Source organism: Hydrogenophaga sp. L99 (assembly GCF_058731905.1).
The window spans coordinates 310,575-333,987 of the sequence record NZ_CM178972.1; the positions used below are offsets into that span (position 1 = coordinate 310,575).

Sequence of the window (23,413 nt, forward strand, 5' to 3'; positions counted from 1 at the left end):
TTAAAGTGAGTACGACGAAGAAAACGGGTGATTTCATGCGAAAACGGCTGACAACGCTGCGCGCAGCAAGTACCGCACTGGCGCTGGGTGCGGGTGTGTGGGCAACGGCAGGCGCTCAGGTCAATGACCTGCCTGGCGGTCCGGCTGTGAATCAGCTCAACTTCGCGCCTGCGGTGACCCGCATCGCCGAAGAGCAGCATTGGCTGCACTGGTTCATGATGGGCATTTGCGCCGTCATCTTCGTCATCGTGTTTGGCGTCATGTTCTATTCGATTTTGAAGCACCGCAAGTCGGTGGGGCACAAGTCGCAAGAGCTGGCCGAGCCCATCTGGGTCGAGTTAGGTTGGACCATCGTGCCTTTGCTGATTGTGATTGGCATGGCCCTGCCTGCCACCAAAGTGCTGGTGGCTCAGAAAGACACCACCAACAGCGACCTGACCATCAAGGCCACGGGCATGCAGTGGAAGTGGGGCTACGACTACATCAAGGGTGAGGGCGAAGGCATTGGCTTCCTGTCCACGCTGGACAGCAGCCACCGCGAAATGTCCAACAGCGGCAACCCGCCGCCCACCGACAACTACCTGCTCAAGGTCGACAATCCGATGGTGGTGCCTGTGGGCAAAAAGGTCCGCATCATCACCACCGCCAACGACGTGATTCACGCCTGGATGGTGCCTGCCTTTGGCGTCAAGCAAGACGCCATCCCCGGCTTCGTGCGTGACACCTGGTTCCGCGCCGAGAAAACCGGCGATTTCTATGGCCAGTGTGCTGAGTTGTGCGGCAAAGAGCATGCCTACATGCCTATCCATGTCAAAGTGGTTTCGGCCGAGGAGTACACCGCCTGGGTTGGCGAGCAGCAAAAAGCCATGGCTGCCGCCGCAGACGATCCATCCAAGGTGTGGGCACTGACCGACATGGTCAAGCGCGGTGAGTCGGTGTATGCCGCCAATTGCGTTGCTTGCCATCAGGCCAACGGCAAGGGCGCGGGCCCAATCAAGCCACTGGACGGTTCGGCATTGGTGACCGATGCCAACAACGGACTCATGATCGAAGTCATGCTCAACGGCGCGGGCGGAGGGGCCATGCCAGCCTGGAAGCAGCTGTCTGATACCGAGCTTGCAGCCGTCATGACCTACGCCAAGAACACCTGGTCCAACAAAACCGAGCAAATCGTGCAGCCCGCCGACGTGGTGGCCGCTCGCAAGTGATCTGTTTGCAGATAATTATTGAGCTTCAAAGGAATCGATCATGAGTGCAGTTCTTGACCACCACGACGCACATGGCCATGACCACGACCACCACGCCCCCACGGGCTGGCGCCGTTGGGTCTTCGCCACCAACCACAAAGACATTGGTACGCTGTACCTGCTGTTCTCCTTCACCATGCTCATGGTGGGCGGTGTACTGGCCCTGCTGATCCGCGCCGAGCTGTTTCAGCCTGGCTTGCAGCTGGTCAACCCTGGGTTGTTCAACCAGCTCACCACCATGCACGGCCTGATCATGGTGTTTGGCGCCATCATGCCGGCCTTCGTCGGTTTTGCTAACTGGATGATTCCATTGCAAATCGGCGCTTCCGACATGGCCTTTGCGCGCATGAACAACTTCAGCTTCTGGCTGATGATTCCTGCTGCACTGATGCTGGTGTCGTCGTTCTTCATGCCCGGTGGTGCTCCCGCCGCCGGCTGGACGCTGTATGCACCGCTGACGTTGCAAATGGGCCCATCCATGGACGCTGGTATTTTTGCCATGCACATCCTGGGTGCGTCGTCCATCATGGGTTCGATCAACATCATCGTCACCATCTTGAACATGCGCGCCCCCGGCATGACCTTGATGAAGATGCCCATGTTCTGCTGGACCTGGCTGATCACCGCTTACCTGTTGATCGCTGTGATGCCCGTGTTGGCTGGCGCCATCACCATGACGCTGACAGATCGCCACTTTGGCACCAGCTTCTTTAACCCCGCCGGCGGCGGTGATCCCGTGATGTACCAGCACATTTTCTGGTTCTTCGGCCACCCCGAGGTTTACATCATGATCTTGCCGGCCTTCGGCATCGTGAGCCAGGTGGTACCCGCATTCGCGCGCAAGAAACTGTTTGGCTACGCGTCCATGGTGTACGCCACTGGCTCCATCGCCATTTTGTCGTTCGTCGTGTGGGCACACCACATGTTCACCACCGGCATGCCAGTGACAGGACAGCTGTTCTTTATGTACTCGACCATGCTGATTGCCGTTCCCACGGGCGTCAAGATCTTTAACTGGATCGCGACCATGTGGAAGGGTTCGATGACCTTCGAGACCCCCATGTTGTGGGCTGTCGGTTTTATCTTCGTGTTCACCCTGGGTGGCTTCACGGGCCTGATTCTGTCGGTGGCTCCCATTGATATCCAGATGCAGGACACCTATTACGTGGTAGCACACTTCCACTATGTTCTGGTGGCCGGTTCGCTGTTTGCCATGTTCTCCGGCATTTACTACTGGCTGCCCAAGTGGACCGGTGTGATGTACAGCGAGACACGGGGCAAGATCCATTTCTGGTGGTCGATGATCTCCTTCAACGTCACGTTCTTCCCCATGCACTTCCTGGGTCTGGCCGGTATGCCACGCCGTTACGCCGACTACCCCATGCAGTTTGCTGACTTCAACGCATTGGCTTCGGTTGGCTCTTTGGCCTTCGGCCTCGCGCAGGTGTATTTCTTCGTTGCCGTGATCATTCCCGCCATGCGTGGAAAAGGCGAGAAAGCCGTACAGAAGCCTTGGGAGGGCGCAGAAGGTCTGGAGTGGGAAGTTCCATCTCCAGCGCCTTTCCATACCTTCGAAAATCCACCGAAGCTGGACGCCACCGCCACGAAAGTGATCGGCTGAAATTGTCTGGATCCGTTGAAAATATGTCGTCTGAACAAAAAAAGAACAACCTGCGCCTGGGCCTGATCCTGGGTTCTGTGGCGCTGGTTTTTTTTCTGGGCTTCATCGGTAAACTGGTTTTCTTTGGTGGTTGATCGCTCTTCACGAGCAAACTGAGAAAAGTACCCCATGGGATTGCGCAGCGAAAACTTCAAGATGGTCGGCAAGCTTGGCGTGATTACGCTGGGTATGTTTGGTTTCGGCTATGCGCTGGTGCCCATCTACGAAGCCATCTGTGAAGCGACAGGTATCAACATACTTGCCCGTTCAGAGTTGGAGGTGCCTGGTTCACGTCCCACGTCGCCAACCAACACCCAGGTGGATCGTTCCCGGACCATCACGGTCGAGTTTGATGTCAACACCAGGGGTCCCTGGCACTTCAAACCCGCCGTGCGTTCGATGGAAGTCCACCCCGGTGAATTGACCACGGTGGTGTACGAGTTCCAGAACATCCAGAACCGAACCATGGCAGCGCAGGCCATACCGAGCTACGCACCGAAGCAGTCATCTGCCCATTTCAACAAGCTGGAGTGCTTCTGTTTTACCCAGTACACACTGGCGCCGGGTGAAAAGAAAGAATGGCCAGTGGCGTTTGTCATTGACCCGCGCCTTCCCAAAGACGTCACCACCATCACGCTTTCGTACACTTTCTTTGAGGTGGGTGGCAAGGTGCCGCAGGCTCCGCAGGATGTGGCTGTTCAGACGCCGGTGATGTTGCCCAAGGCGGTAGACCCGGTATGACCGAGCCTGTTCATCGGCGCAAAGGCTCCATCAGCGGTACCGTCAAGGCCGTTCTTTGGGGTTTTCTGGGTGTCAGGCGCAATGCAGACTATCAAAGCGACATCGCCAAACTCAACCCGATACACATCATGGTGGTGGGTGTGCTGATGGCGCTGTTGTTCGTCTTCGCTTTGATCTTGCTCGTGAACTGGGTTGTGGCTTAGACGTGGTTCGAGTCAGCAACCGTTATTTAATTTTTCCAATATTCATATAAGCGAAAGCAATTAGGAGTGAGCATGTCAGCAGCAACACACGGCACGACGCCTTATTACTACGTTCCGGGGCCTTCGCGTCACCCCGTCATGGCCTCCTTTGGTCTGTTTTTCGTGATTCTGGGTGCCGGCCAGTGGATTAATGGGGTCGAATGGGGCGCCTATTCTTTGGCCTTTGGACTGACCTTTTGGTCCATCGTGCTGTTTCAGTGGTTTCGTGATGCTGTGAACGAAAGCGAAAGCGGTTTGTACGGTCACAAGATTGATCTGTCGTACCGCTGGAGCATGAGCTGGTTCATTTTTTCCGAGGTGATGTTTTTCGGCGCGTTTTTCACCGCGCTGTGGTGGGCTCGGGTGCACTCTGTGCCCGCACTGGGAAACATTGAAAATGCGCTGATCTGGCCTGACTTCACGTCGATTTGGCCGAGCGTGCAGGCCGGTGCTACAGCGTCTCCCGCCGGTATCGTTGAGCCATTCCAGACCATGGGACCATTCTGGCTGCCCACCATCAACACCGCCTTGCTGCTGACTTCGGGCGTGACCCTGACCATTGCACACCATGCCTTGCAGGCTGGAAATCGCAGCAAAACCATCGCGTTCATGTGGATGACGGTGATTCTGGGTGTGGTGTTCTTGTGCGTGCAAGGCTACGAGTACTACCACGCCTATGTTGACTTGAACCTGAAAATGTCCTCAGGCATCTTCGGCTCGACGTTCTTCATGTTGACGGGCTTTCACGGTTTTCACGTGTTCGTTGGCATGTTGATGCTGCTGTTCATCACGTTGCGCCTGCAGAGGGGCCATTTCACCGCAAAGAGCCATTTTGGCTTTGAAGGCGCGGCCTGGTACTGGCACTTTGTGGACGTGGTCTGGCTCGGTTTGTATATTCTGGTTTACTGGCTCTAAACCATGATGGGTCTTAGCAGCAATTAGCGGGCCCTTTAAACCCAAGAAAAAAGCGCCACTGGGCGCTTTTTTCTTGAACCCACGTTGAGTGGGAAGTCAGGGCTGCATAGGCAAGCCTGTTGGATTGATCCAACCCATCCAGTAGCTGATCAAAACGACCAGAAAAAGCAGGATGGAAAACCCCACCCTGAACGCCAGCGCACGTGCCATGTGATTTTTGCGGGGCATTCCTTCGCTGTCTGATGGGTTGGTTGCTCCTCCCCGCATCATGTACAGCAACGCAGCTCCCAAGCTGCCCAAAATGGCGACAAAAGCGGCAATGACAAGGTATTTCATGCGGCACATTATCCGGTTCTTTGTGATTTCTGACGTAGCCAGGCCATGAGTCCCCGACTTGTACGCTTTTGGATCGTCACTCTGGCAACGCTCATCACCATGGGGGTGACCAGCGCGCTGGGCGTGTGGCAGCTAGGACGGGCCTCGCAAAAGCAGGCTCTTCAGGACCAGATTCAACAGCGCAGCGAGCTGACAGCCTGGACCGAACGCAACCTGTTTGAGGCTGCAGACCCGCAAGTCGGCTTGCACCGCTCCGTTCGCCTCACTGGAGAGTGGGTGACCGGGATCGATATCTTTCTTGACAACCGCCAGATGGACGGAAGGGTGGGGTTTTTCCTTGTCACACCCTTGCGGCTGACTGGGAGTGATCGGGTGATATTGGTGCAGCGAGGGTGGGTGCCGCGGGATTTCACCGACCGCAGTCGGGTGCCTCAGGTAGAAACACCCGTGGGTGTTATTCGCATTCAAGGGCGTTTGGCCCCTGCACCGGGCAAGCTTTTTGAACTGGGTGACGCGGGGTCCGGGCCGATCCGGCAAAATATCGACGTCGCCGCGTTGTCGCAGGAAACAGGGCTTGCCCTGCTGGATGTTTCAGTTCTACAAACGGGCGACATGAAAGACGGACTGCAGCGCAACTGGCCCAGCATCACCGCAGGCGTGCAAAAGCACCACGGTTATGCGTTTCAATGGTTCGGCTTGTGTGCCCTCGCTGGCATTTTGTATGTCTGGTTCCAATTCCTCTCTCCCCGCCGAAAGCGCACTCCCAATGGCACAGACGCCTGATGAACCGTTGACCATGACTGTGCATAGCTTGCCCCAACTGGACCAGGCCAGTGCCCGCAGTGCAGCCAGCACCCGGGCCGGGCGCTGGAAAATGCTCGCCCTGCTGTTGGTGTGCACCGCACCCGTCATAGCTTCTTATTTCACTTACTACGTGGTGCGCCCTGAAGGCCGCCGCAATTACGGTGAACTGGTAAACCCGCAGCGCCCACTGCCTGCTTTCGCGGGAATCGATGCCCAAGGCCAGGCCAAGCCGCTCGAGCAACTCAAAGACCAATGGTTGCTCATCAGCGTAGCCGACAGCGCTTGCGATGACGCTTGCCAGAGGCACCTGTACTTGCAGCGCCAGCTTCGTGAAACACTGGGCAAAGAAAAGGACCGGCTGGACTGGGTCTGGTTGCGCACCGGAGATACGCCGCTGAGCGAACCCATGTTGCAAGCCACTGCTGCTGCAACCGTGCTGCAGGTTGACGCTGCGCAACTGGCTAACTGGCTTGAACCAGCCCCGGGGCAGCGTCTGGAAGACCATTTGTACGTGGTGGACCCATTGGGTAACTGGATGATGCGCTTTCCCGCCAATGTGGACCCCAAGCAGGCCAAGCGTGACCTTGATCGCCTGCTGCGAGCCTCGTCTTTTTGGGACAAGGCGGGCCGCTGATGCAACGCGCCTGGGCTTTGAGCGGCTCCTGTGCGTGCCGCGGGTCGTGCGGCACCGATGCCCTGTGTTGCGCAGGCTGTTCAAGTATTTTTAATTTGTCTTGCCGCGCGGCCGTTTCGGTCGGGGCGGTTTATTGAGCTTCTGACATGGAAACCCAAGCGTTGTACGACCTGGCACCCATTGCCCGGATCATGTTTCTGGGTGTGGTGATTGCCCTTGGGCCCTTGGCCTGGGTGTGGGTGCGCAACCGCCACGCCGCACCGGCCCAGCGGTTGCGCATGTTGACGCTGATGACCTTGTTTCTCACGTTTGACCTGGTCCTGTTTGGCGCCTTTACCCGATTGACCGACTCCGGTCTGGGGTGTCCCGACTGGCCGGGTTGCTACGGCAGTGCCAGCCCGGTAGGTGCCAGCAGCGCCATTGCGGCGGCTCAAGAAGCCATGCCCACCGGACCGGTCACGTTCTCCAAAGCCTGGATCGAAATGATCCACCGTTACCTGGCCACCGCCGTGGGGGTGTTGATCATCGTGCTGGCCAGCGTCAGCTGGATTGAGCGCCGACGTATCTCTGTGTCTTACGTATGGCCATTGGTCACGCTGGTCTGGGTGTGCCTGCAGGGCGCCTTTGGTGCGCTCACGGTCACCATGAAACTGTTCCCCGCCATCGTGACGTTGCATCTGCTGGGCGGCATGGCCTTGCTGGCTTTGCTGCGCGCACAAGCGACCGGCTATGCCTTGGCTTCGCCGGGTGCGGCAGCGCCCGTGTCGTTGCCACCCAACACCCGGCTGGCGCTGGGTTTGGTCTACGTGTTGCTTTGGATTCAGATCGCACTGGGCGGTTGGGTCAGCACCAACTACGCGGTGCTCGCTTGCAGTGATTTCCCGACCTGTCAGGGCCGCTGGTGGCCCGACATGGACTTCCAGCACGGCTTTACCCTGTGGCGCGAACTGGGGCAAAACCGGACCGGTGAAGCCATTGCATTTGCGGCGCTGACCGCCATTCATTACGTGCACCGGCTCAGCGCCTATGTGGTTTTTGCGGCCTTGTTCTGGCTGGTCTGGCGCCTGTGGTCGGTGGCCGGTATGCGGAACACGGCGCTTTGGCTGGTGGCCTTGGCCCTGTGGCAGTTTTTTACCGGTTTGACCAACGTGGTACTCGACTGGCCACTGCTGGCCGCCGTGAGTCACACCGGTGGCGCAGCAGCGCTCGTGGTGGTCATGACCGGCGCCATTTTCAGCACCCGCACAGCCCATCAACCCGTGAGCGCGCCTGCACTCACCACCTCTCGATCCATCTGATGAGCTCCGCGTCTTCCAACCCCACTGCCGTTGCCCTGCCACCTGCCTGGCGGCAGTTTTACGCGCTCACCAAACCGCGTGTCATCCAGCTCATTGTGTTTTGCGCCCTGATCGGCATGGTGCTTGCCGTACCGGGTGTGCCCACCTGGGCGCAGGTGCAACTGGCCGCCATTGCATCCTTCGGTATCTGGCTGGTGGCGGGTGCCGCTGCGGCCTTCAACTGCGTGGTTGAGCAGCAGATTGACGCCAAGATGAAACGCACCGCCTGGCGACCTACCGCCAAGGGCGAGCTGTCCAACCTCAAGACCTTGACCTTTTCGGCCGTGCTGTGCGCCATGGGTTCGGGCATTCTGTACTTCTGGGTCAACCCGCTCACGATGTGGCTGACCTTTGCCACTTTTGTGGGTTATGCGGTCATCTACACCGTGATTTTGAAGCCGCTCACACCGCAAAACATTGTGATTGGCGGCGCCTCGGGTGCTATGCCCCCAGTGTTGGGCTGGGCGGCCATGACCGGCGTGGTGTCTCCAGAGGCGCTGATTCTTTTCCTCATCATCTTCCTCTGGACGCCCCCCCACTTCTGGGCGCTTGCACTGTACCGGGTGGAGGACTACCGCAAGTCGGGCCTGCCCATGTTGCCGGTGACGCACGGCTCTGAGTTCACCCGGTTGCAGATTTTTCTCTACACCCTGGTGCTGTTTGCGGCTTGTCTCATGCCCTTCGTCATGCGCATGAGCGGCTGGTTTTATCTCGCGGTGGCGGTGGTGCTGAGCATTGGGTTTACCGGTTACGCCTACGTGCTGTGGCGGGATTATTCCGATGCGCTGGCCCGAAAAACCTTCCGCTTTTCCTTGATCCATTTGTCGTTGCTGTTCGCAGCGCTGCTGATCGACCATTACCTCTGACACGGTCCGTTGTGCGTTGCGCGCACCAAGTTCATCAAGCCCATCCCGTTTTCCTGGACCCGCTCATGACCCCTTTTCTGCTGATCCGTCGAGCCGTGCTTATGGGCGCTCTGGTTTTGCTGGCTGCCTGTGGTGAGAACAAACCGGCTTTTACCGGCATTGACATCACAGGTGCTGATTACGCCACCGGCTTTTCGCTGACCGATCACAACGGACAACCGCGCACACTGACCGACTTCAAGGGCAAGGCTGTGGTGGTTTTCTTTGGCTTCACCCAATGCCCCGACGTGTGCCCCACGTCGCTCGGTGAACTGGCCGAGGCCCGGCGCCTGCTGGGTGCCGATGGCGAGCGTTTGCAGGGCCTTTTTGTCAGCATCGACCCCGAGCGCGACACGCCCGAGATCATGAAGGAATACATGGCCAACTTTGACCCCAGTTTTCTGGCCCTGTACGCTGCTCCAGACGCCTTGCCTGCACTGGCCAAGAGCTACCGTATTTATTACAAAAAGGTCCCGGGCAGCACCCCCACCAGTTACACCATGGACCATTCGGCCGGCAGCTACGTGTACGACGCCACGGGCCGTGTGCGCCTTTACCACCGCTATGGCAGCGGCGCGCAGGCGTTGGCCGATGACGTGAAGCGGCTGCTTAACGAGTGAGTGCCGTCAGCCCAAAGCTGCGCCCCAATGACAACGGCACCTCTTGGGGTGCCGTTGTCATTGGGGCGGCTGGTTAGCGCTTTAGTCGACTTTCGCGCCGCTGATTTTGACCACGCGCTCGTACTTGCTGCGCTCGCGCGCCATGAAGGTTTCAAACTGCTCAGGCGTGCTGGGCGCAGGTTCGGCCATCAGGCTGGCGAATCGCGTTTTCACTTCGGGCGAACGCAAAGCTTCGGTGAAGGCCGCATTGAGTTTGCGCACGGTCTCTGGCGGCGTGCCGGCCGGCACCACCAAACCCCACCAGGTGTCGATTTCAAAGCCGGGCAGGGTGTCCGCAACGGGCGGTGCTTCGGGCATGGCGGCAGCGCGCTGCGCGGTGGTGACCGCCAACGCCTTCAGCTTGCCCGATCGGATGTTGGGTGCTGCGGTGGCCAGGTTGTCAAAGTTGAAATCGACCTGTCCCGACAGCAGGCCCAGCTGTGCCGGGTTGCCACCGTTGTAGGGAATGTGCACCGCAAAAATGCCCGCCTGGTTTTTGAACATTTCGCCGGCCAGGTGGCCCGCGCTGCCGTTACCACCCGAGCCGTAGTTGAGCTTGGCGGGGTTGGCCTTGGCGTAGGCGATCAGATCCGCCAGGCTGTTGATGTTGAGCCGCTTGGCAGCGTCCGCGTTCATCACCAGCACGTTGGGCACCCGCAGCATCTGCGTGACCGCTGAGAAATCTTTGGCCGGGTCGTAGGGCAGCTTGGTGAACAGCCAAGGGTTGATGCCATGCGAAGCAGTGGTGGCGATGCCGAGCGTCAAACCGTCGGGCGCGGCCTTGGCTGCAGCGCTCACGCCAATGTTGCCACCCGCACCGGGGCGGTTGTCAACGATCACCGTGCCGAGCGATCCTTTGACCGCCTCGGCCAGGATCCGCGCCGTCACATCAATGGGGCCACCCGCCGCAAATGGCACCACGATGCGCGTGGTGGTGGTTTGCGCCTGAGCGGCCGCGGGCAAGGCCAACGCCGAAGCGCCCAGGGCCAAAGAGGTGATGAGGTGGCGGCGGTTCAACATGGCGAGAGTTCCTTTTGCGGGGTTTTGGCGCGGCGAGAGAGCTTGCTCAAGCCTTGTCGGCTGCGCTGGTGAATGAATCGGCAAAGAATTCTTCTGGCGGCAGTCCGGCTTGCGCGCTGAAGTCGGTGCGGGCTGACTCCACCACGATGGGCGCACCGCAGGCATACACCTGGTGGCCAGAGAGATCGGGGAAGTCTTGCAGCACCGCCTGGTGCACAAAGCCGGTGCGCCCGGTCCACTGGTCTTCCGGCAGCGCGTCTGACACCACCGGCACATAGCGCAGGTGGGGCATGCTGGCCAACTGGGCTTCGATCCAGGCGCTCTGGTACAAGTCAGCCGGGCGGCGCCCGCCCCAGTACAGTGTGGTGGAGCGGGTGATGCCCTTGAACTGCATGTGCTCGATGATGGCCTTGATGGGGGCGAAACCCGTGCCCGAAGCCAGGAAAACCATGGGTTTGGTGCTGTCTTCGCGCAGGTAGAAGCTGCCGTAAGGCCCTTCAATGCGCAAGATGTCCTTTTCTTTCAGGGTGCCAAATACGTGGTCGGTGAACTTGCCGCCGGGCATGTGGCGCAGGTGCAGTTCCACCGACGGTTGGCCGGCCTGCGTGTGCGGGGCATTGGCCATGGAATAGCTGCGGCGGTCGCCGTCGCGCAGCAAAAATTCCACATACTGACCCGCGTGGTACTGAAAGGCGTCGCTGGCCGGCAGTTGCAGCCGCAGCACGATCACGTCGTGCGACACGCGTTCGAGCGCGCTCACGCGCACCGGCATTTTTTTGATGGGGAATGCACCCGCTTCGGTGACCTGGCGCGATTCCAGCACCACGTCGCTGTGCGCCACGCCGCAGCAGGTGAGCACATAGCCGGCGGCTTCTTCATCGGCGCTCAGCGCTTTGGCCTGGTGAGCGCCGTGGGTCACACTGCCCGACAACAGTTTGCACTTGCACGAGCCGCAGGCGCCGTCTTTGCAGCCATAGGGCAAACCAATGCCCTGGCGAATGCCAGCGGCCAAAATGGCTTCATCGGGTTGGGCTTCAAAGATGCGTCCGCTGGGCTGAACGGTGATGGTGAATGTCATACAGTCTGTGGGTGTTGAGGTGCCTTCGGTGTGCCGCAGCCGCACCGGTAATTTTCCATTGTCGCAAATTCGGAATTCGCATGAGCCTACTTGGCGCTTTGCCCGCACGCTTTCGGCGTGAGCGGGTCCTGATCATTGGTTGTGGCGATGTCGGTCAGCGCGCTGCCAGCGTGCTCGGCGGTGGCGCGCGCGCGCGCATCCTGGCGCTCACGTCGTCGCCCGATCGCTGCGCCAGCCTGCGCGCGCAGGGCATCACGCCCTTGCTGGGTAACCTGGACGATGCCCGCAGCCTGCAGCGGCTCGCAGGCCTGGCCACCCGGGTGCTGCACCTGGCGCCGCCGCCCTCAGGCGAACAGGCCGACTGGCGGCTCGACCCGCGCACCCGCGCCCTGGTGCGTGCGCTGGCGCAGCGCTCGGTGCCAGCAGCGCTGGTGTATGGGTCAACCAGCGGTGTTTACGGCGACTGGCAGGGCCGCTGGGTGAGCGAAGCCACCCCCGCCCAGCCGCGCACACCGCGCGCCTGGCGCCGGGTGGACGCCGAAGCTGCCGTGCATTGGCTGGGCCGCGCCACCGGTGTGCGCACTTCCGTGCTGCGCATTCCGGGCATTTACGCGTCCGACCGGGCCGGTGGCACGCCGCGTGAGCGTCTGTTGCGTGGCACGCCTGTGCTGCGCGAGGCCGATGACGTGTACACCAACCACATCCACGCGGACGACCTGGCGCGCGCTTGCGTGCTCGCCCTGTGGCGCGGCCGCCCGCAGCGCAACGTGAACGTGGTGGACGACACCCAGCTGAAGATGGGCGATTACTTCGACCTGGCCGCCGACCTCTACGGCCTGACGCGCCCGCCCCGCATTGCGCGCGATGCCGCGGGCGATCAGTTGCCGTTGATGTTGCTCAGTTTCATGAGCGAGTCGCGTCGGTTGCACAACCAACGCATGAAAACCGAACTGCGGCTGCACCTGAACTACCCCACCGTGGCAGAGGGGCTGGTGAGCCCGGCCGCTCCCTCTTAGGCGGCCGCAATCGTGCTCAGCAGCCAGCCGGTGTAGGCCAGGTAAGCCGCCAGCAGCGCCCCCGCTTCCCAGCGGTTGATGCGCCCCGGGCGCCCGCGAAAGCCCCAGCCCATGACGAACAGCACCAGCGTCAGGCCCGCCATGACGGTCAGGTCGCGCGAGATGGAGACGGCTTCGATCTGAATGGGCGAAATCGCTCCAGCAATACCCACCACGGCCAGCGTGTTGAACAGGTTGGAGCCCAGCACATTGCCCAGCGCGATGTCGTGCTCGCCTTTGCGTGCGGCGGCCACGCAAGAGGCCAGTTCGGGCAGTGATGTGCCCACCGCCACCACGGTCAAGCCGATGATCAGGTCGCTCACGCCGAGCGATTGCGCAATCGTGACCGCGCCCCAAACCAGCAGCCGGGAACTGGCGATCAGCACCAGCAAGCCCAGCACCAGCCACATCAGCGAACGCTTCAGCGGCATCGCGTGCGCCTTCAGCTCGGTTGCTGTTTCCACAGCCAGCGCGTCACTGCCGCCGCGCATGCCTTCCACGATTGACCAGGTCACCAGCACGCCAAACACCGCCAGCAGCACCCAGGCGTCCAGCCGGGTGATCTGACCGTCCCACACCAGGTAGGCCGACAACGCCGTCACGGCCGCCAAGATAGGCAGCTCTTTGCGCAAAATCATCGAGTGCACGATGATGGGCGAGATCAGGGCTGTTACGCCCAGAATCAGCGCGATGTTGACGATGTTGGAGCCCCAGGCGTTGCCCAGCGCCAGCCCCGGGTTGCCTTGGCTGGCCGCCAGGGTGGACACCACCATCTCAGGTGCCGAGGTGCCAAAACCCACAATCAACATGCCCACTAGCAAGGGCGGCACGGAATAATGCCCCGCCGTGGCCGACGCACCTTCAACAAAACGGTCGGCACTCCAGACCAGCAAGGCAAGGCCGACAAGGATGGCAAGAGAGGGCAGCAACATGGTGGACGGTGCGCAGCGGCAGGGTGTTGGACAATGCTTATTGTCTCAGGCTCTTTCGGCCTGTTCCTACACAGGGCCACATGTTCACACCCCGTTCTTCACGCTCTGAGCCAGTCGCCCCCGGTGCTCCCATGCGCTGGCGTGTGGGGGCTGCTGTGGGTGTGGCGGCCTTGATGCTGCTGATGCTGTGGTGGTGGCGCCCGGTGCTGCTGATGCCGGGTACGCGTGCGCTGGTCATGCAAGGCGGAGACCCCTACCTGCGAGCGCTCATGCGCACCATTTCAGCCAGTGAATCCAACGTGTTGCGCCCTTACCACGTGCTCTACGGTGGCAGCTACGTCTGGACACTGGACAAGCACCCCAACCGCTGCGAGCGCATCGGGCGCGGCCCCAATAAGGGCAACTGTTCCACGGCCGCCGGGCGCTACCAGCTGTTGGCGGGTACCTGGGTCGAACTGGCCGCACGCCACCACCCCGACCGCACCAGCGATCCCCTGGACGCTACGCAGCTGAGCTTTGCGCCGATCCATCAGGACGCGGTGGTGTACGCATGGTTGTCCGAGCCCCGATGGGGCAACCTGTCTGCCCAGCTGCGCCAAGGGCGTGTACAGCCGGTGCTGCGGCGCCTCTCGGGCACCTGGACGAGCCTGGGCTACGGCATTGAAAACAACAGCATGAGCCGCGAGCTGCCGCGTGTGTACCAGCGTGTACTGCAAGACGAGCTGGCCAGGGTGCCCAAAACGGCTCTTTCAACACCAGACACGCAACAAAAAGGCCGTGCAGCAGGTGCTGCACGGCCTTGATTTGGTGCCCGGGGCCGGAATCGAACCGGCACGCCATCTCTGGCGGGGGATTTTGAGTCCCCTGCGTCTACCAATTTCACCACCCGGGCGGGAATTCGTAAGCCACAAATTATGGCACAGTGTTGACCATGAACTACCCGACCATTGAAGACGCGATTGGAAAAACCCCGCTTGTGGCCTTGCAGCGCATTGGCGCGGCCGACAACAAGGCCCGTGGCAACGTGATTTTGGGCAAGCTGGAGGGCAGCAATCCGGCCGGTTCGGTGAAAGACCGGCCTGCGGTGTCCATGATCCGGCGCGCCGAAGAGCGGGGCGACATCAAGCCCGGTGACACGCTGATTGAAGCCACCTCGGGCAACACCGGCATTGCGCTGGCCATGGCGGCAGCCATCAAGGGCTACCGCATGGTGCTGATCATGCCGGAGGACCTTTCGATCGAGCGGGCCCAGACCATGAAGGCTTTTGGTGCCGAACTGATCCTCACGCCCAAGAGCGGTGGCATGGAGTCGGCCCGCGACCTGGCCGACCGCATGCAGGCCGACGGCAAGGGGCGGGTGCTTGACCAGTTCGCCAACGCCGACAATCCGCGCATCCATTACGAGACCACCGGCCCCGAGTTGTGGGAGCAAACGGCAGGGCGCATCACCCATTTCGTGAGCGCCATGGGCACCACCGGCACCATCACCGGCGTGTCGCGGTTTTTGAAAGAGAAAAATCCGGCGGTTCGCATTGTGGGCGCCCAGCCCAGTGAAGGCTCGCGCATTCCGGGCATTCGCAAATGGCCGCAGGAGTACCTGCCTAAAATTTACGACCCCAGCGCCGTGGACGAGTTGATTTACGTGAGCCAGGCCGACGCCGAAGACATGTGCCGCCGATTGGCTCGCGAAGAAGGTATTTTTGCGGGCATCTCGGCCGCCGGCGCCTGCTGGGTCGCTCAGCAGGTGGCGCAACAGGTTGAAAACGCCACCATCGCCTTCATCGTGTGCGACCGCGGTGACCGCTACCTGTCAACCGGCGTGTTCCCCGCTTGATGGTGCGTTTCACACGGGAACCGGCTCCTCAGGCCGCGACCCAATTCAACACCAAAGGCTGATGGCATGAACACCGAATTTCGGTTTTGCCCGTCTTGCGCCGGGCCGCTGGCGCTCATCGGCAAAGAAGAAGACGGTGGCCTGACCCAGCGCCTGCGCTGCGCGGCCTGTGGTTTCACCCACTGGAACAACCCCACTCCGGTGCTGGCGGCCATTGTCGAGGTGGACGGTCTGGTGCTGCTGGCGCGCAATGCCGCCTGGCAAAACCGCATGTTCGGCCTCATCACCGGCTTCATGGAGGCTGGCGAAACCCCCGAAGACGGCATTCGCCGTGAAATTGCCGAAGAAACCAGCCTGCAGGTCAGCCAGTTGAATCTGGTGGGCGTGCACGATTTCCAGCGCATGAACCAGGTGCTGATCACTTACCACGCGGTTGCCCATGGCGATGTGCGGCTTTCAGCCGAGCTGCTTGAATACAAGCTCTTGCGCCCCGAGCAGGTGCGCTGCTGGCGCGCTGGTACCGGCTTTGCGCTGGCCGACTGGCTGCGTGGCCGGGGTATCGAACCTGCGTTTCTGGAGTCTCCACCGTCCGGCGGTTGAGTGGCCCTGTCCCCGGCGCACCCGTCTAACAAAACCGTGCCCTGCTGCACACCTGCGTTGGGCTGGCTTGCCCCCGTACCGCGCGTGGCGTGTCAGCCCGCTTAGAATCAGCCATCCTGAGGAACACCCCATGCAAGCCGACAAAGAACTCGATGCCCGTGGCCTGAACTGCCCGCTGCCTATTTTGAAGGCCAAGAAAGCCCTGGCTGACATGCACAGCGGCCAAACCCTGTGTGTGATCTCCACCGACGCCGGTTCGGTGCGCGACTTCCAGGCTTTTGCCAAACAAACGGGTAACGAACTGCTCGAGCAGCAGTCGGTGGGCAGCGATCATTTCACGCTGCTGAAACGCCGCTGATCGGCACGCTGGTTTTTTGAACCACCAGCGCTGACACGGCCACCGCGCGCAACATGGAAGTCTTGCTGGTTGACCCGCTGGTGCCTGAAGCCCTTGGCTGGCTTCAGGAGCGTCATGATGTGAGCTACCGGCCCGAGCTCGGTGATGACCCGATCGAGCTGCGCAAAAACATGTACAAGACGCGCGCCATCGTGCTGCCGCCGCATGTGATCGTGTCGCAAGAATTTCTGGACTTCTCACCCAAGCTGCAGCTGGTGGCCCGCATGCAGATTTCCAGCGACAACACCGATCTTGACGCATGTGCGCGCCGCCAGGTCCGGGTGATCCAGGCGCGCAGTGCCACGGTGCGTTCCAACGCCGAATACGTGCTCTACGGCCTGCTCATGCTGTACCGCCGAGGCATGATCAGCGCCTTGCTGGGACGCAAAATTTCGCAGGTGCGCATGGGCCGCGAACTCGCCGGCAGCACCGTGGGCTTGCTGGGGCTGGCGCCGGTGGCGCACACGTTGGCGCCCATGCTCAAAAGCCTGGGCGTGCGCTTGCTCGGTTACGACCCTGCCGTGCACCACGCGGCCCCCATTTGGGACAAGCTCGGTGTGGAGCCCACCACGGCGCAAGACCTGCTGGCCCGCTCCGACGCGGTGTCGCTGCAGGTGGTGTATGCCTCGCGTTTCAAAGGCTGGATCAACGAGCGGCTGCTGAACCACTGCAAGCCCGGGCAGCTGTGGGTGGGGGTGAGCCGCAGTTCGCTGTTTGACCCGGAAGCCCTGGCGCACGCCTTGTGCGATGGCCGCATTGACGCCTGCTTGCTGGACGGCGCCAACCCGAGCTTTGCGGCCGAAGGCACGCCCTTGCATGCGGTGCCCAACCTGCACCTGACGCCGCGCCTGGGCTCGCACACCCGCGAAGCCAAGCTGCGCGCCAGCTGGTATGTGGCGCACCGCATTCACGAGAGCCTGTCGCCGCTGGCTTCGCACCCGGAAACCCGCCACAGCGACTTTTCGGTGCTCGACAGCCTGGACTACGCCGACCAGGAAGACCCCCAGGCGGTGTCACCTTCCCAGTGGAGTTCACTGGAACTGCACCGGCGCTGAAGTGAGCCGGCGCCGCTTACGTTGCAGCGCCGCGTGTTCAGTGACCCAGCCGGGCCAGTTGCTCGCGCACCTTGGCCAGCGTGGCGGTGAAGTCGGCCACCCGCTTCTTTTCTTGCTCAATCACGGCCGGTGGTGCTTTGGCCACAAAAGCCTCATTGCCCAATTTGGCGCCCGCTTTGGTGATTTCGCCCTCCAGGCGGGTGGCTTCCTTGCCCAGGCGCAGCTTTTCGGCGGCCACGTCAATTTCCATGAACAGGCACATGCGGGCCTCGCCCACCACCGCCACCGGCGCGGCCTGCGCTGCAGCGGCCCAGGCGGCCTCGTCTTCAAACACCTTCACTTCGCTGAGCTTGGCCAGCGCCTGCAGTACAGGGCCAGCGGTTTGCATGAAAACGGTGTCGCCCAACACGTAGAGCGGCAGGCGGGTGGCGGGTGACACGTTCATTTCACCGCGCAGGTTGCGGCAGGCGTCCACCAGCCCCTTGAGCTTGGCCACGTGTGCCTCGGCCTGTTCGTCAATGCGGTCGGGCTGGCTTACCGGGTAAGTTGCGATACTGACCGATGGGCCGGCGCGCCCCGCGACGGGCGCCACCTTCTGCCACAGCTCTTCGGTGATGAAGGGAATCACCGGGTGCGCCAGGCGCAGAATGGTTTCCAGCGTGCGAATGAGGGTGCGGCGCGTGGCGCGTTGCTGCGCGGCGTTGCCGGTGTTGATCTGCACCTTGGCAATTTCCAGGTACCAGTCACAGAACTCGTTCCACACAAAGTCGTAGACCGTGTTGGCCACGTTGTCCAGCCGGTATTCGGCAAAGCCCTTGGCCACTTCAGCTTCCACCCGCTGCAGGGTGGACGTGATCCAGCGGTCAGCCGGGCTGAAGCTCAGGTAACCGTGGCTGGTGCCGCCCACATCGCAGTCGGCCTTGGTGTGTTCCTTCAGGCCGCAGTCTTGGCCCTCGCAATTCATCAGCGTGAAGCGCGTGGCGTTCCAGAGCTTGTTGCAGAAATTGCGGTAGCCCTCGCAGCGCTTGCTGTCGAAGTTGATGCTGCGGCCCAGCGAAGCGAGTGCGGCAAAGGTGAAGCGCAGCGCGTCGGCGCCATAGGCCGGGATGCCCTCGGGAAATTCCTTCTCGGTCTGCTTGCGCACCTTGGGCGCGGTCTCGGGTTTGCGCAGGCCGGTCGTGCGCTTCTCAAGCAAAGGCGCCAGCGAAATGCCGTCGATCAGGTCGACCGGGTCCAGCACGTTGCCTTCGCTCTTGCTCATCTTCTGGCCCTGCGCGTCGCGCACCAGGCCGTGTATGTAGACGTGCTTGAACGGCACCTGGCCGGTGAAGTGCGTCGTCATCATGATCATCCTGGCCACCCAGAAAAAGATGATGTCGTAGCCTGTGACCAGCACGCTGCTGGGCAGGTAGAGGTTGTAGTCGTCGGTCGCGGTGTTGCCTTGCTCGGGCCAGCCCATGGTGGAGAAGGGCACGAGCGCTGAGGAATACCAGGTGTCCAGCACGTCTTCGTCGCGCGTGAGCACCTTGCCGGCGCCGGCCTGGGCCTGCGCTTCTTCCAGATTGCGTGCCACATACACCTGGCCCTGCTCGTCGTACCAGGCCGGAATCTGGTGGCCCCACCAGAGCTGGCGGCTGATGCACCAGTCCTGGATGTTGTTCATCCACTGGTTGTAGGTGTTGACCCAGTTTTCGGGCACAAACTTCACCTCGCCCGACTGCACGGCCGCTACGGCCTTGTCGGCGATGGAGGTGCCGCTGGTGTTGTGCTCATTGCCCTTGCTGGTCATAGCCACAAACCACTGGTCGGTCAGCATGGGCTCGATCACCTGGCCGGTGCGCGCGCAGCGCGGCACCATCAGCTTGTGTTTTTTGACTTCGACCAGCAGGCCGGCGGCTTCCAGGTCGGCTACCACGGCCTTGCGGGCCACAAAGCGGTCCAGGCCGCGGTATTTTTCGGGCGCGTTGTCGTTGATGGTGGCGTTGAGGTGCAGCACGCCGATGATGGGTAGCTGGTGGCGCTGGCCGACCGCGTAGTCGTTGGCGTCGTGCGCGGGCGTGACCTTCACCACCCCGGTGCCAAACGCGCGGTCCACATAGTCGTCGGCGATCACCGGGATCTCTCGATCACACAGCGGCAGCTTCACATATTGGCCAATGAGTGCGCTGTAGCGCTCGTCTTCGGGGTGGACCATCACGGCCACGTCGCCCAGCAGGGTCTCGGGGCGGGTGGTCGCCACGGTCAGGTGGCCCGAACCATTGACCAGCGGGTAGGCGATGTGCCAGAGCGAGCCGTCTTCCTCTTCGCTCTCCACTTCCAGGTCGGACACGGCAGACATGAGCACCGGGTCCCAGTTGACCAGGCGCTTGCCACGGTAGATCAGGCCCTGCTGGTAGAGCTTCACAAAGGTCTCGGTCACGACCCTGCTGAGCTTGGGGTCCATGGTGAAGTACTCGCGGCTCCAGTCCACGCTGTCGCCCATGCGGCGCATTTGCGTGGTGATGGTGTTGCCGCTCTCTTCTTTCCATTCCCATACCTTGGCCACAAAATTCTTGCGTGCCTCGGCGGGCGTAGGCCCCATGTCGTGGCGGCTGGTGCCTTGCGCTTGCAATTGGCGTTCCACCACGATCTGCGTGGCAATGCCCGCGTGGTCTGTGCCGGGCACCCACACCGTGTTGGCGCCGCTCATGCGGTGGTAGCGCGTGAGCGAGTCCATGATGGTCTGGTTGAACGCATGCCCCATGTGCAGCGTGCCCGTCACATTGGGCGGTGGCAGCTGAATGGCGAACGACGGCGCGCCTTCCACCGGTGCCCCTGTGCCCCGGAAGCCCGCGGCCCCGTAACCACGTTGCTCCCATTCCGGTCCCCAATGGGCTTCGAGCGCGGCGGGCTCAAACGATTTGGAGAGGGATTGCAGGCCGGGTTGGTGCAGGGTGTCAGACATGGGGTGGGCGCAAAAAGTGAAACGGCGCTCCGAAGGGCGCCGTCAGGGAAAGCTCGGGAATGGGTCGATTTTATTCGACCGATCTTCCTGGGGTGCTGCGTCAGCTTTGGCTGCGTGCGGCCACCTCGGGCCGGTCGTTTTGTTGGGGCTTCAGCGGTGCGGACGCTTGGCCTTCGGCCCGCTCGCGGCGCCACTGTTCTTTGCGCGCGGTCCATTCGGCCAGGCGTGCGTGCGCGGTCTTGCTTTCTTCCAGCATTTCAAACTCGTCGGCCAGCTGGGCGGTGAGTTCCAGGCGGATGCCGTTCGGGTCAAAGAAGTAAATGCTTTTGAAGATGTGGTGATCGGTCACGCCCAGCACCTCAATGCCATGCGCTTGCAGCCGCGCTTTGGTGTTTTCCAGCTCCTGCTCGGTGTTCACGCGAAAGCTGATGTGGTTGACCCACTTCGGCGTGTTGGGGCTGGGCAGTGCGGCCACATCGTCACCCAGGTCAAAGAAGGCAATGAACGAGCCGTCTTGCAGCCGGAAGAAAAAGTGGGTGTACGGGCAGTACTCGCCCGTGCTGGGCACATGGTCGCTCTGGATGATGTGGTACAGCGGCAAACCCAGAATGTCTTCATAAAACTGGCGTGTTTCCTCCGCGTCTTTGGCGCGGTAGGCGTAGTGGTGCAGCTGCTGTACAGGCGCTGGAGGGGGCAAGGTGCTGGTGGTCATGGGGGCTCCTGAAGGACGGCATTGGCGGCATGTAATTCAACATTGTGCAATGCATTTCTCAAAAAGAAACGGTGCGGCATGGAATTGCTTTCACAGCTTGCCGGTTTCTGGCGTGCATGTCGATGATGTTGAGAATGGTTATCAATTGATGTTTTCCAATAGCCTGTGGCAATGCGTTGAATAGATCAGAACAATTAGACGGACCTCCCTACCCGGCGTAAGGTTGTTTTGCCTCAACGGGTGCAGCCGCTTGCCGGTCGGCCTGTTGGGTCTTTCTTCAACCACGAACAGGAGATAAAACCATGCCCGCATTGAAAGGCTCGAAAACCGAGCAATGCCTGAAAGACGCCTTCGCTGGCGAATCGCAGGCCAACCGCCGCTACCTGTATTTCGCGAACAAGGCCGACGTGGAAGGCCAAAACGACGTGGCCGCGCTGTTCCGCTCCACCGCTGAAGGTGAAACCGGTCACGCCCATGGTCACCTGGAGTTTCTGGAGCAGTCTGGCGACCCGGCCACCGGCATGCCGATTGGCTCCACCCGCGACAACCTGGCGTCGGCCGTGGCGGGCGAAACCCACGAGTACACCGACATGTACCCTGGCATGGCCAAGACCGCGCGTGAAGAGGGCTTTGACGAGGTGGCCGACTGGTTTGAGACGCTGGCCAAGGCCGAGCGTTCGCACGCCAACCGCTACCAGAAGGCTTTGAACGAACTGGTGGATTGAGCCCACCCCCATCGCTGGCCCACTTCGTGTGGCCAGCTCAGCCCCTCAAGGGGCGGCGCTGGCGGCCTGGCAAAGCCAGTTCCGCGGCGCCCCGGGGTTGAACTGCCCTTCTCTTGGAGGGCGTTTTTGAAAGCGTTTGGTTGAGCGCTTTCAAAAACCCACGAAAAACCCGCACAGACGAGGAGACAAGACATGGCAACCGAAGGCAACTTGCAAGCCCCGACCCGGCATGCGCTGGACTGGAAAAACCCCGACTTCTACGATGAAGAAAAGTGTTTCGACGAGCTGGAGCGGATTTTTGACATTTGCCATGGATGCCGCCGCTGTGTGAGCTTGTGCGGTTCCTTCCCCACGCTGTTCGACCTGGTGGACGAAAGCAAGACCATGGAGGTCGATGGCGTTGACAAGAAGGACTACTGGAAGGTGGTGGACCAGTGTTACATGTGCGACCTGTGCTACATGACCAAGTGCCCCTACACGCCGCCGCACGAGTGGAACCTGGACTTTCCGCACACCATGCTGCGTGCCAAGGCCATCAAGTTCAAAAAAGGTGAAGTGGGCGCGGCTGAAAAGTTTTTGGCCTCCACCGACGTACACGGCCAGTTTGCGGGCATTCCCATCGTGGTGCAGGCGGCCAATGCGCTGAACAAAACCAAAACCATGCGCAAAGTCATGGAAAACGTGGCGGGCGTGGACAAAGACGCCTGGCTGCCCGAGCTGGCCACCAAAAAATTCCGTTCCGGCACGCCTGAAGCCCAGTCCACGGCGGTGGTGGATGGTGCCAAGACGCCGGGCAAGGTGGCTATTTTTGCCACCTGCTACATCAACTACAACGAGCCCGGCATTGGCCTGGACTTGCTGAAGGTGCTCGACCACAACGCCATTCCTTACGTGATAGTGGACAAGGAAAAGTGCTGCGGCATGCCCAAGCTGGAGCTGGGCGACCTGGAGTCGGTGCAGGCCAGCAAAGAGGCCAATATTCCGGTGCTGGCGCGCTACGCGAAAGACGGTTTTGCCATTCTGGCCGCGGTGCCCAGCTGCGCGCTCATGTTCAAGCAGGAAATCCCGCTGATGTTTCCGGACGATGCCGACACCCAGCTGGTGAAAGAGCACATGTGGGACCCGTTTGAATACTTCATGGCCCGCAAGCGCGATGGCCTGCTGAAGACCGAGTTCCCGCAAAAGCTGGGCAATGTGAGCTACCAGATTCCGTGCCACGGGCGGGTGCAAAACATCGGCAAGAAGACCGAGGAAATGCTGAAGATGATCCCCGACACCACCATCAACACCATTGAGCGGTGTTCGGGCCACGCGGGCACCTTTGGCGTGAAAAAGGCCTACCACCAGACCGCCATGAAGATCGGCAAACCGGTGTTCAAGGCCATGGCCACCATGAAAGACGGCAGCAAGCCCGATTTCATCAGCTCGGATTGCCCACTGGGCGGGCACCACATTGCGCAGGGCTTCGAGGTGAACGGCCTGGGCGCGCCCGAACTGCAGCACCCGATCAGCCTGGTGGCCAAGGCCTATGGATTGAAGTGAGTGACACGGCAGCCGGCCTGCGTTTTCGTGACACCTGTT

At 61.1% G+C, this 23,413-nt stretch carries 25 protein-coding genes and 1 tRNA gene; 19 read left to right on the plus strand and 7 right to left on the minus strand.

Going from position 1 to position 23,413, the window contains the following annotated elements; genetic code table 11:
* Positions 1-35: 35 nt before the first annotated feature.
* The 6 genes from coxB (at position 36) to AC4QBL_RS01405 (ending at position 4,805) form a co-directional block, all read left to right on the plus strand.
* On the plus strand, positions 36-1,208 hold the full coding sequence (gene coxB, locus AC4QBL_RS01380) for a cytochrome c oxidase subunit II (protein ID WP_472906761.1): 1,173 nt from the start codon (positions 36-38) through the stop codon (positions 1,206-1,208).
* A 40-nt stretch (positions 1,209-1,248) separates the two neighbouring features.
* Positions 1,249-2,868: a cytochrome c oxidase subunit I gene (ctaD, locus tag AC4QBL_RS01385; RefSeq protein ID WP_472901348.1), complete on the plus strand. Its 1,620-nt coding sequence runs from the start codon at positions 1,249-1,251 to the stop codon at positions 2,866-2,868.
* A 23-nt stretch (positions 2,869-2,891) separates the two neighbouring features.
* Complete coding sequence (locus tag AC4QBL_RS01390) at positions 2,892-3,002, plus strand: cytochrome oxidase small assembly protein (protein WP_472901347.1); 111 nt, start codon at positions 2,892-2,894, stop codon at positions 3,000-3,002.
* A 34-nt stretch (positions 3,003-3,036) separates the two neighbouring features.
* Positions 3,037-3,648, plus strand: a complete 612-nt coding sequence (locus AC4QBL_RS01395; RefSeq protein ID WP_472906760.1) for a cytochrome c oxidase assembly protein — start codon at positions 3,037-3,039, stop codon at positions 3,646-3,648.
* Positions 3,645-3,851, plus strand: a complete 207-nt coding sequence (locus AC4QBL_RS01400) for a DUF2970 domain-containing protein (RefSeq protein WP_472901345.1) — start codon at positions 3,645-3,647, stop codon at positions 3,849-3,851. Before AC4QBL_RS01395 ends, AC4QBL_RS01400 begins: the two co-directional genes overlap by 4 nt.
* Positions 3,852-3,923: 72 nt before the next feature.
* Positions 3,924-4,805: a cytochrome c oxidase subunit 3 gene (locus AC4QBL_RS01405; RefSeq protein ID WP_472901344.1), complete on the plus strand. Its 882-nt coding sequence runs from the start codon at positions 3,924-3,926 to the stop codon at positions 4,803-4,805.
* 96 nt (positions 4,806-4,901) lie between these two features.
* Here AC4QBL_RS01405 and AC4QBL_RS01410 read toward each other — a convergent pair whose 3' ends face one another.
* Positions 4,902-5,141, minus strand: a complete 240-nt coding sequence (locus tag AC4QBL_RS01410; RefSeq protein WP_472901343.1) for a twin transmembrane helix small protein — start codon at positions 5,139-5,141, stop codon at positions 4,902-4,904.
* A 45-nt stretch (positions 5,142-5,186) separates the two neighbouring features.
* On the opposite strand from AC4QBL_RS01410, the gene AC4QBL_RS01415 reads away from it, so the two are divergent.
* The 5 genes from AC4QBL_RS01415 (at position 5,187) to AC4QBL_RS01435 (ending at position 9,441) form a co-directional block, all read left to right on the plus strand.
* Positions 5,187-5,924 (plus strand): SURF1 family protein, encoded by a 738-nt coding sequence (locus AC4QBL_RS01415; RefSeq protein WP_472901342.1) that lies wholly within the window; start codon positions 5,187-5,189, stop codon positions 5,922-5,924.
* Positions 5,863-6,579, plus strand: a complete 717-nt coding sequence (locus AC4QBL_RS01420) for an SCO family protein (protein ID WP_472901341.1) — start codon at positions 5,863-5,865, stop codon at positions 6,577-6,579. Before AC4QBL_RS01415 ends, AC4QBL_RS01420 begins: the two co-directional genes overlap by 62 nt.
* Positions 6,580-6,725: 146 nt before the next feature.
* Complete coding sequence (locus AC4QBL_RS01425; protein ID WP_472906759.1) at positions 6,726-7,877, plus strand: COX15/CtaA family protein; 1,152 nt, start codon at positions 6,726-6,728, stop codon at positions 7,875-7,877.
* Positions 7,877-8,782 (plus strand): heme o synthase, encoded by a 906-nt coding sequence (gene cyoE / locus AC4QBL_RS01430; protein ID WP_472901339.1) that lies wholly within the window; start codon positions 7,877-7,879, stop codon positions 8,780-8,782. The genes AC4QBL_RS01425 and cyoE overlap by 1 nt, the downstream gene beginning before the upstream one ends.
* A gap of 65 nt (positions 8,783-8,847) precedes the next feature.
* Positions 8,848-9,441, plus strand: coding sequence for an SCO family protein (locus AC4QBL_RS01435; protein ID WP_472901338.1), 594 nt, complete (start codon positions 8,848-8,850; stop codon positions 9,439-9,441).
* Positions 9,442-9,522: 81 nt separating this feature from the next.
* Here AC4QBL_RS01435 and AC4QBL_RS01440 read toward each other — a convergent pair whose 3' ends face one another.
* Positions 9,523-10,500 carry a Bug family tripartite tricarboxylate transporter substrate binding protein gene (locus tag AC4QBL_RS01440; RefSeq protein ID WP_472906758.1) on the minus strand — a complete coding sequence of 326 codons (978 nt, stop codon included), beginning with the start codon at positions 10,498-10,500 and terminating at the stop codon, positions 9,523-9,525.
* A gap of 46 nt (positions 10,501-10,546) precedes the next feature.
* Complete coding sequence (locus AC4QBL_RS01445; protein ID WP_472906757.1) at positions 10,547-11,578, minus strand: CDP-6-deoxy-delta-3,4-glucoseen reductase; 1,032 nt, start codon at positions 11,576-11,578, stop codon at positions 10,547-10,549.
* A gap of 80 nt (positions 11,579-11,658) precedes the next feature.
* Between AC4QBL_RS01445 and AC4QBL_RS01450 the strand changes: the two genes are divergently transcribed.
* A complete protein-coding gene (locus AC4QBL_RS01450; protein ID WP_472901335.1) occupies positions 11,659-12,594 on the plus strand; it encodes an NAD-dependent epimerase/dehydratase family protein in 936 nt (311 codons plus the stop codon).
* Here the strand turns inward: AC4QBL_RS01450 and AC4QBL_RS01455 are convergent.
* Positions 12,591-13,565, minus strand: a complete 975-nt coding sequence (locus tag AC4QBL_RS01455) for a calcium/sodium antiporter (RefSeq protein WP_472901334.1) — start codon at positions 13,563-13,565, stop codon at positions 12,591-12,593. The genes AC4QBL_RS01450 and AC4QBL_RS01455 overlap by 4 nt on opposite strands.
* Positions 13,566-13,696: 131 nt before the next feature.
* On the opposite strand from AC4QBL_RS01455, the gene AC4QBL_RS01460 reads away from it, so the two are divergent.
* Complete coding sequence (locus AC4QBL_RS01460; protein WP_472906756.1) at positions 13,697-14,368, plus strand: glycoside hydrolase family 24 protein; 672 nt, start codon at positions 13,697-13,699, stop codon at positions 14,366-14,368.
* Positions 14,369-14,370: 2 nt separating this feature from the next.
* On the opposite strand, the gene AC4QBL_RS01465 is transcribed toward AC4QBL_RS01460, so the two are convergent.
* A tRNA-Leu gene (locus tag AC4QBL_RS01465) sits at positions 14,371-14,457 on the minus strand.
* Between the two features lie 39 nt (positions 14,458-14,496).
* Between AC4QBL_RS01465 and cysM the strand changes: the two genes are divergently transcribed.
* The 4 genes from cysM to AC4QBL_RS01485 all read left to right on the plus strand — a co-directional run bounded on the left by cysM (position 14,497) and on the right by AC4QBL_RS01485 (position 17,451).
* Positions 14,497-15,399, plus strand: coding sequence for a cysteine synthase CysM (gene cysM, locus AC4QBL_RS01470; RefSeq protein WP_472906755.1), 903 nt, complete (start codon positions 14,497-14,499; stop codon positions 15,397-15,399).
* Between the two features lie 66 nt (positions 15,400-15,465).
* A complete protein-coding gene (locus AC4QBL_RS01475) occupies positions 15,466-15,999 on the plus strand; it encodes an NUDIX domain-containing protein (protein WP_472901331.1) in 534 nt (177 codons plus the stop codon).
* A gap of 130 nt (positions 16,000-16,129) precedes the next feature.
* On the plus strand, positions 16,130-16,357 hold the full coding sequence (locus tag AC4QBL_RS01480) for a sulfurtransferase TusA family protein (protein WP_472901330.1): 228 nt from the start codon (positions 16,130-16,132) through the stop codon (positions 16,355-16,357).
* Between the two features lie 53 nt (positions 16,358-16,410).
* Entirely contained in the window at positions 16,411-17,451 is a 1,041-nt protein-coding gene (locus tag AC4QBL_RS01485; protein WP_472901329.1) for an NAD(P)-dependent oxidoreductase, read from the plus strand.
* Between the two features lie 37 nt (positions 17,452-17,488).
* Here the strand turns inward: AC4QBL_RS01485 and AC4QBL_RS01490 are convergent, their stop codons facing one another.
* Positions 17,489-20,395 (minus strand): valine--tRNA ligase, encoded by a 2,907-nt coding sequence (locus tag AC4QBL_RS01490; RefSeq protein WP_472906754.1) that lies wholly within the window; start codon positions 20,393-20,395, stop codon positions 17,489-17,491.
* A gap of 100 nt (positions 20,396-20,495) precedes the next feature.
* The gene (locus AC4QBL_RS01495) at positions 20,496-21,107 is read right to left on the minus strand and encodes a VOC family protein (protein ID WP_472901327.1); all 612 of its coding nucleotides are present in this window, start codon (positions 21,105-21,107) and stop codon (positions 20,496-20,498) included.
* Between the two features lie 302 nt (positions 21,108-21,409).
* Between AC4QBL_RS01495 and AC4QBL_RS01500 the strand changes: the two genes are divergently transcribed.
* Both AC4QBL_RS01500 and AC4QBL_RS01505 read left to right on the plus strand, forming a co-directional pair.
* Entirely contained in the window at positions 21,410-21,832 is a 423-nt protein-coding gene (locus tag AC4QBL_RS01500) for a rubrerythrin family protein (RefSeq protein ID WP_069048731.1), read from the plus strand.
* 192 nt (positions 21,833-22,024) lie between these two features.
* A complete protein-coding gene (locus tag AC4QBL_RS01505) occupies positions 22,025-23,374 on the plus strand; it encodes a (Fe-S)-binding protein (protein WP_472906753.1) in 1,350 nt (449 codons plus the stop codon).
* The last annotated feature ends 39 nt before the right edge of the window (positions 23,375-23,413 follow it).

Bases quoted from the DNA above. Each gene is read 5' to 3' on its own strand.
- coxB (WP_472906761.1), top strand. From the start codon at position 36: ATGCGAAAACGGCTGACAACGCTGCGCGCAGCAAGTACCGCACTGGCG.
- ctaD (WP_472901348.1), top strand. From the start codon at position 1,249: ATGAGTGCAGTTCTTGACCACCACGACGCACATGGCCATGACCACGAC.
- AC4QBL_RS01390 (WP_472901347.1), top strand. From the start codon at position 2,892: ATGTCGTCTGAACAAAAAAAGAACAACCTGCGCCTGGGCCTGATCCTG.
- AC4QBL_RS01395 (WP_472906760.1), top strand. From the start codon at position 3,037: ATGGGATTGCGCAGCGAAAACTTCAAGATGGTCGGCAAGCTTGGCGTG.
- AC4QBL_RS01400 (WP_472901345.1), top strand. From the start codon at position 3,645: ATGACCGAGCCTGTTCATCGGCGCAAAGGCTCCATCAGCGGTACCGTC.
- AC4QBL_RS01405 (WP_472901344.1), top strand. From the start codon at position 3,924: ATGTCAGCAGCAACACACGGCACGACGCCTTATTACTACGTTCCGGGG.
- AC4QBL_RS01410 (WP_472901343.1), bottom strand. From the start codon at position 5,141: ATGAAATACCTTGTCATTGCCGCTTTTGTCGCCATTTTGGGCAGCTTG.
- AC4QBL_RS01415 (WP_472901342.1), top strand. From the start codon at position 5,187: ATGAGTCCCCGACTTGTACGCTTTTGGATCGTCACTCTGGCAACGCTC.
- AC4QBL_RS01420 (WP_472901341.1), top strand. From the start codon at position 5,863: ATGTCTGGTTCCAATTCCTCTCTCCCCGCCGAAAGCGCACTCCCAATG.
- AC4QBL_RS01425 (WP_472906759.1), top strand. From the start codon at position 6,726: ATGGAAACCCAAGCGTTGTACGACCTGGCACCCATTGCCCGGATCATG.
- cyoE (WP_472901339.1), top strand. From the start codon at position 7,877: ATGAGCTCCGCGTCTTCCAACCCCACTGCCGTTGCCCTGCCACCTGCC.
- AC4QBL_RS01435 (WP_472901338.1), top strand. From the start codon at position 8,848: ATGACCCCTTTTCTGCTGATCCGTCGAGCCGTGCTTATGGGCGCTCTG.
- AC4QBL_RS01440 (WP_472906758.1), bottom strand. From the start codon at position 10,500: ATGTTGAACCGCCGCCACCTCATCACCTCTTTGGCCCTGGGCGCTTCG.
- AC4QBL_RS01445 (WP_472906757.1), bottom strand. From the start codon at position 11,578: ATGACATTCACCATCACCGTTCAGCCCAGCGGACGCATCTTTGAAGCC.
- AC4QBL_RS01450 (WP_472901335.1), top strand. From the start codon at position 11,659: ATGAGCCTACTTGGCGCTTTGCCCGCACGCTTTCGGCGTGAGCGGGTC.
- AC4QBL_RS01455 (WP_472901334.1), bottom strand. From the start codon at position 13,565: ATGTTGCTGCCCTCTCTTGCCATCCTTGTCGGCCTTGCCTTGCTGGTC.
- AC4QBL_RS01460 (WP_472906756.1), top strand. From the start codon at position 13,697: ATGCGCTGGCGTGTGGGGGCTGCTGTGGGTGTGGCGGCCTTGATGCTG.
- cysM (WP_472906755.1), top strand. From the start codon at position 14,497: ATGAACTACCCGACCATTGAAGACGCGATTGGAAAAACCCCGCTTGTG.
- AC4QBL_RS01475 (WP_472901331.1), top strand. From the start codon at position 15,466: ATGAACACCGAATTTCGGTTTTGCCCGTCTTGCGCCGGGCCGCTGGCG.
- AC4QBL_RS01480 (WP_472901330.1), top strand. From the start codon at position 16,130: ATGCAAGCCGACAAAGAACTCGATGCCCGTGGCCTGAACTGCCCGCTG.
- AC4QBL_RS01485 (WP_472901329.1), top strand. From the start codon at position 16,411: ATGGAAGTCTTGCTGGTTGACCCGCTGGTGCCTGAAGCCCTTGGCTGG.
- AC4QBL_RS01490 (WP_472906754.1), bottom strand. From the start codon at position 20,395: ATGTCTGACACCCTGCACCAACCCGGCCTGCAATCCCTCTCCAAATCG.
- AC4QBL_RS01495 (WP_472901327.1), bottom strand. From the start codon at position 21,107: ATGACCACCAGCACCTTGCCCCCTCCAGCGCCTGTACAGCAGCTGCAC.
- AC4QBL_RS01500 (WP_069048731.1), top strand. From the start codon at position 21,410: ATGCCCGCATTGAAAGGCTCGAAAACCGAGCAATGCCTGAAAGACGCC.
- AC4QBL_RS01505 (WP_472906753.1), top strand. From the start codon at position 22,025: ATGGCAACCGAAGGCAACTTGCAAGCCCCGACCCGGCATGCGCTGGAC.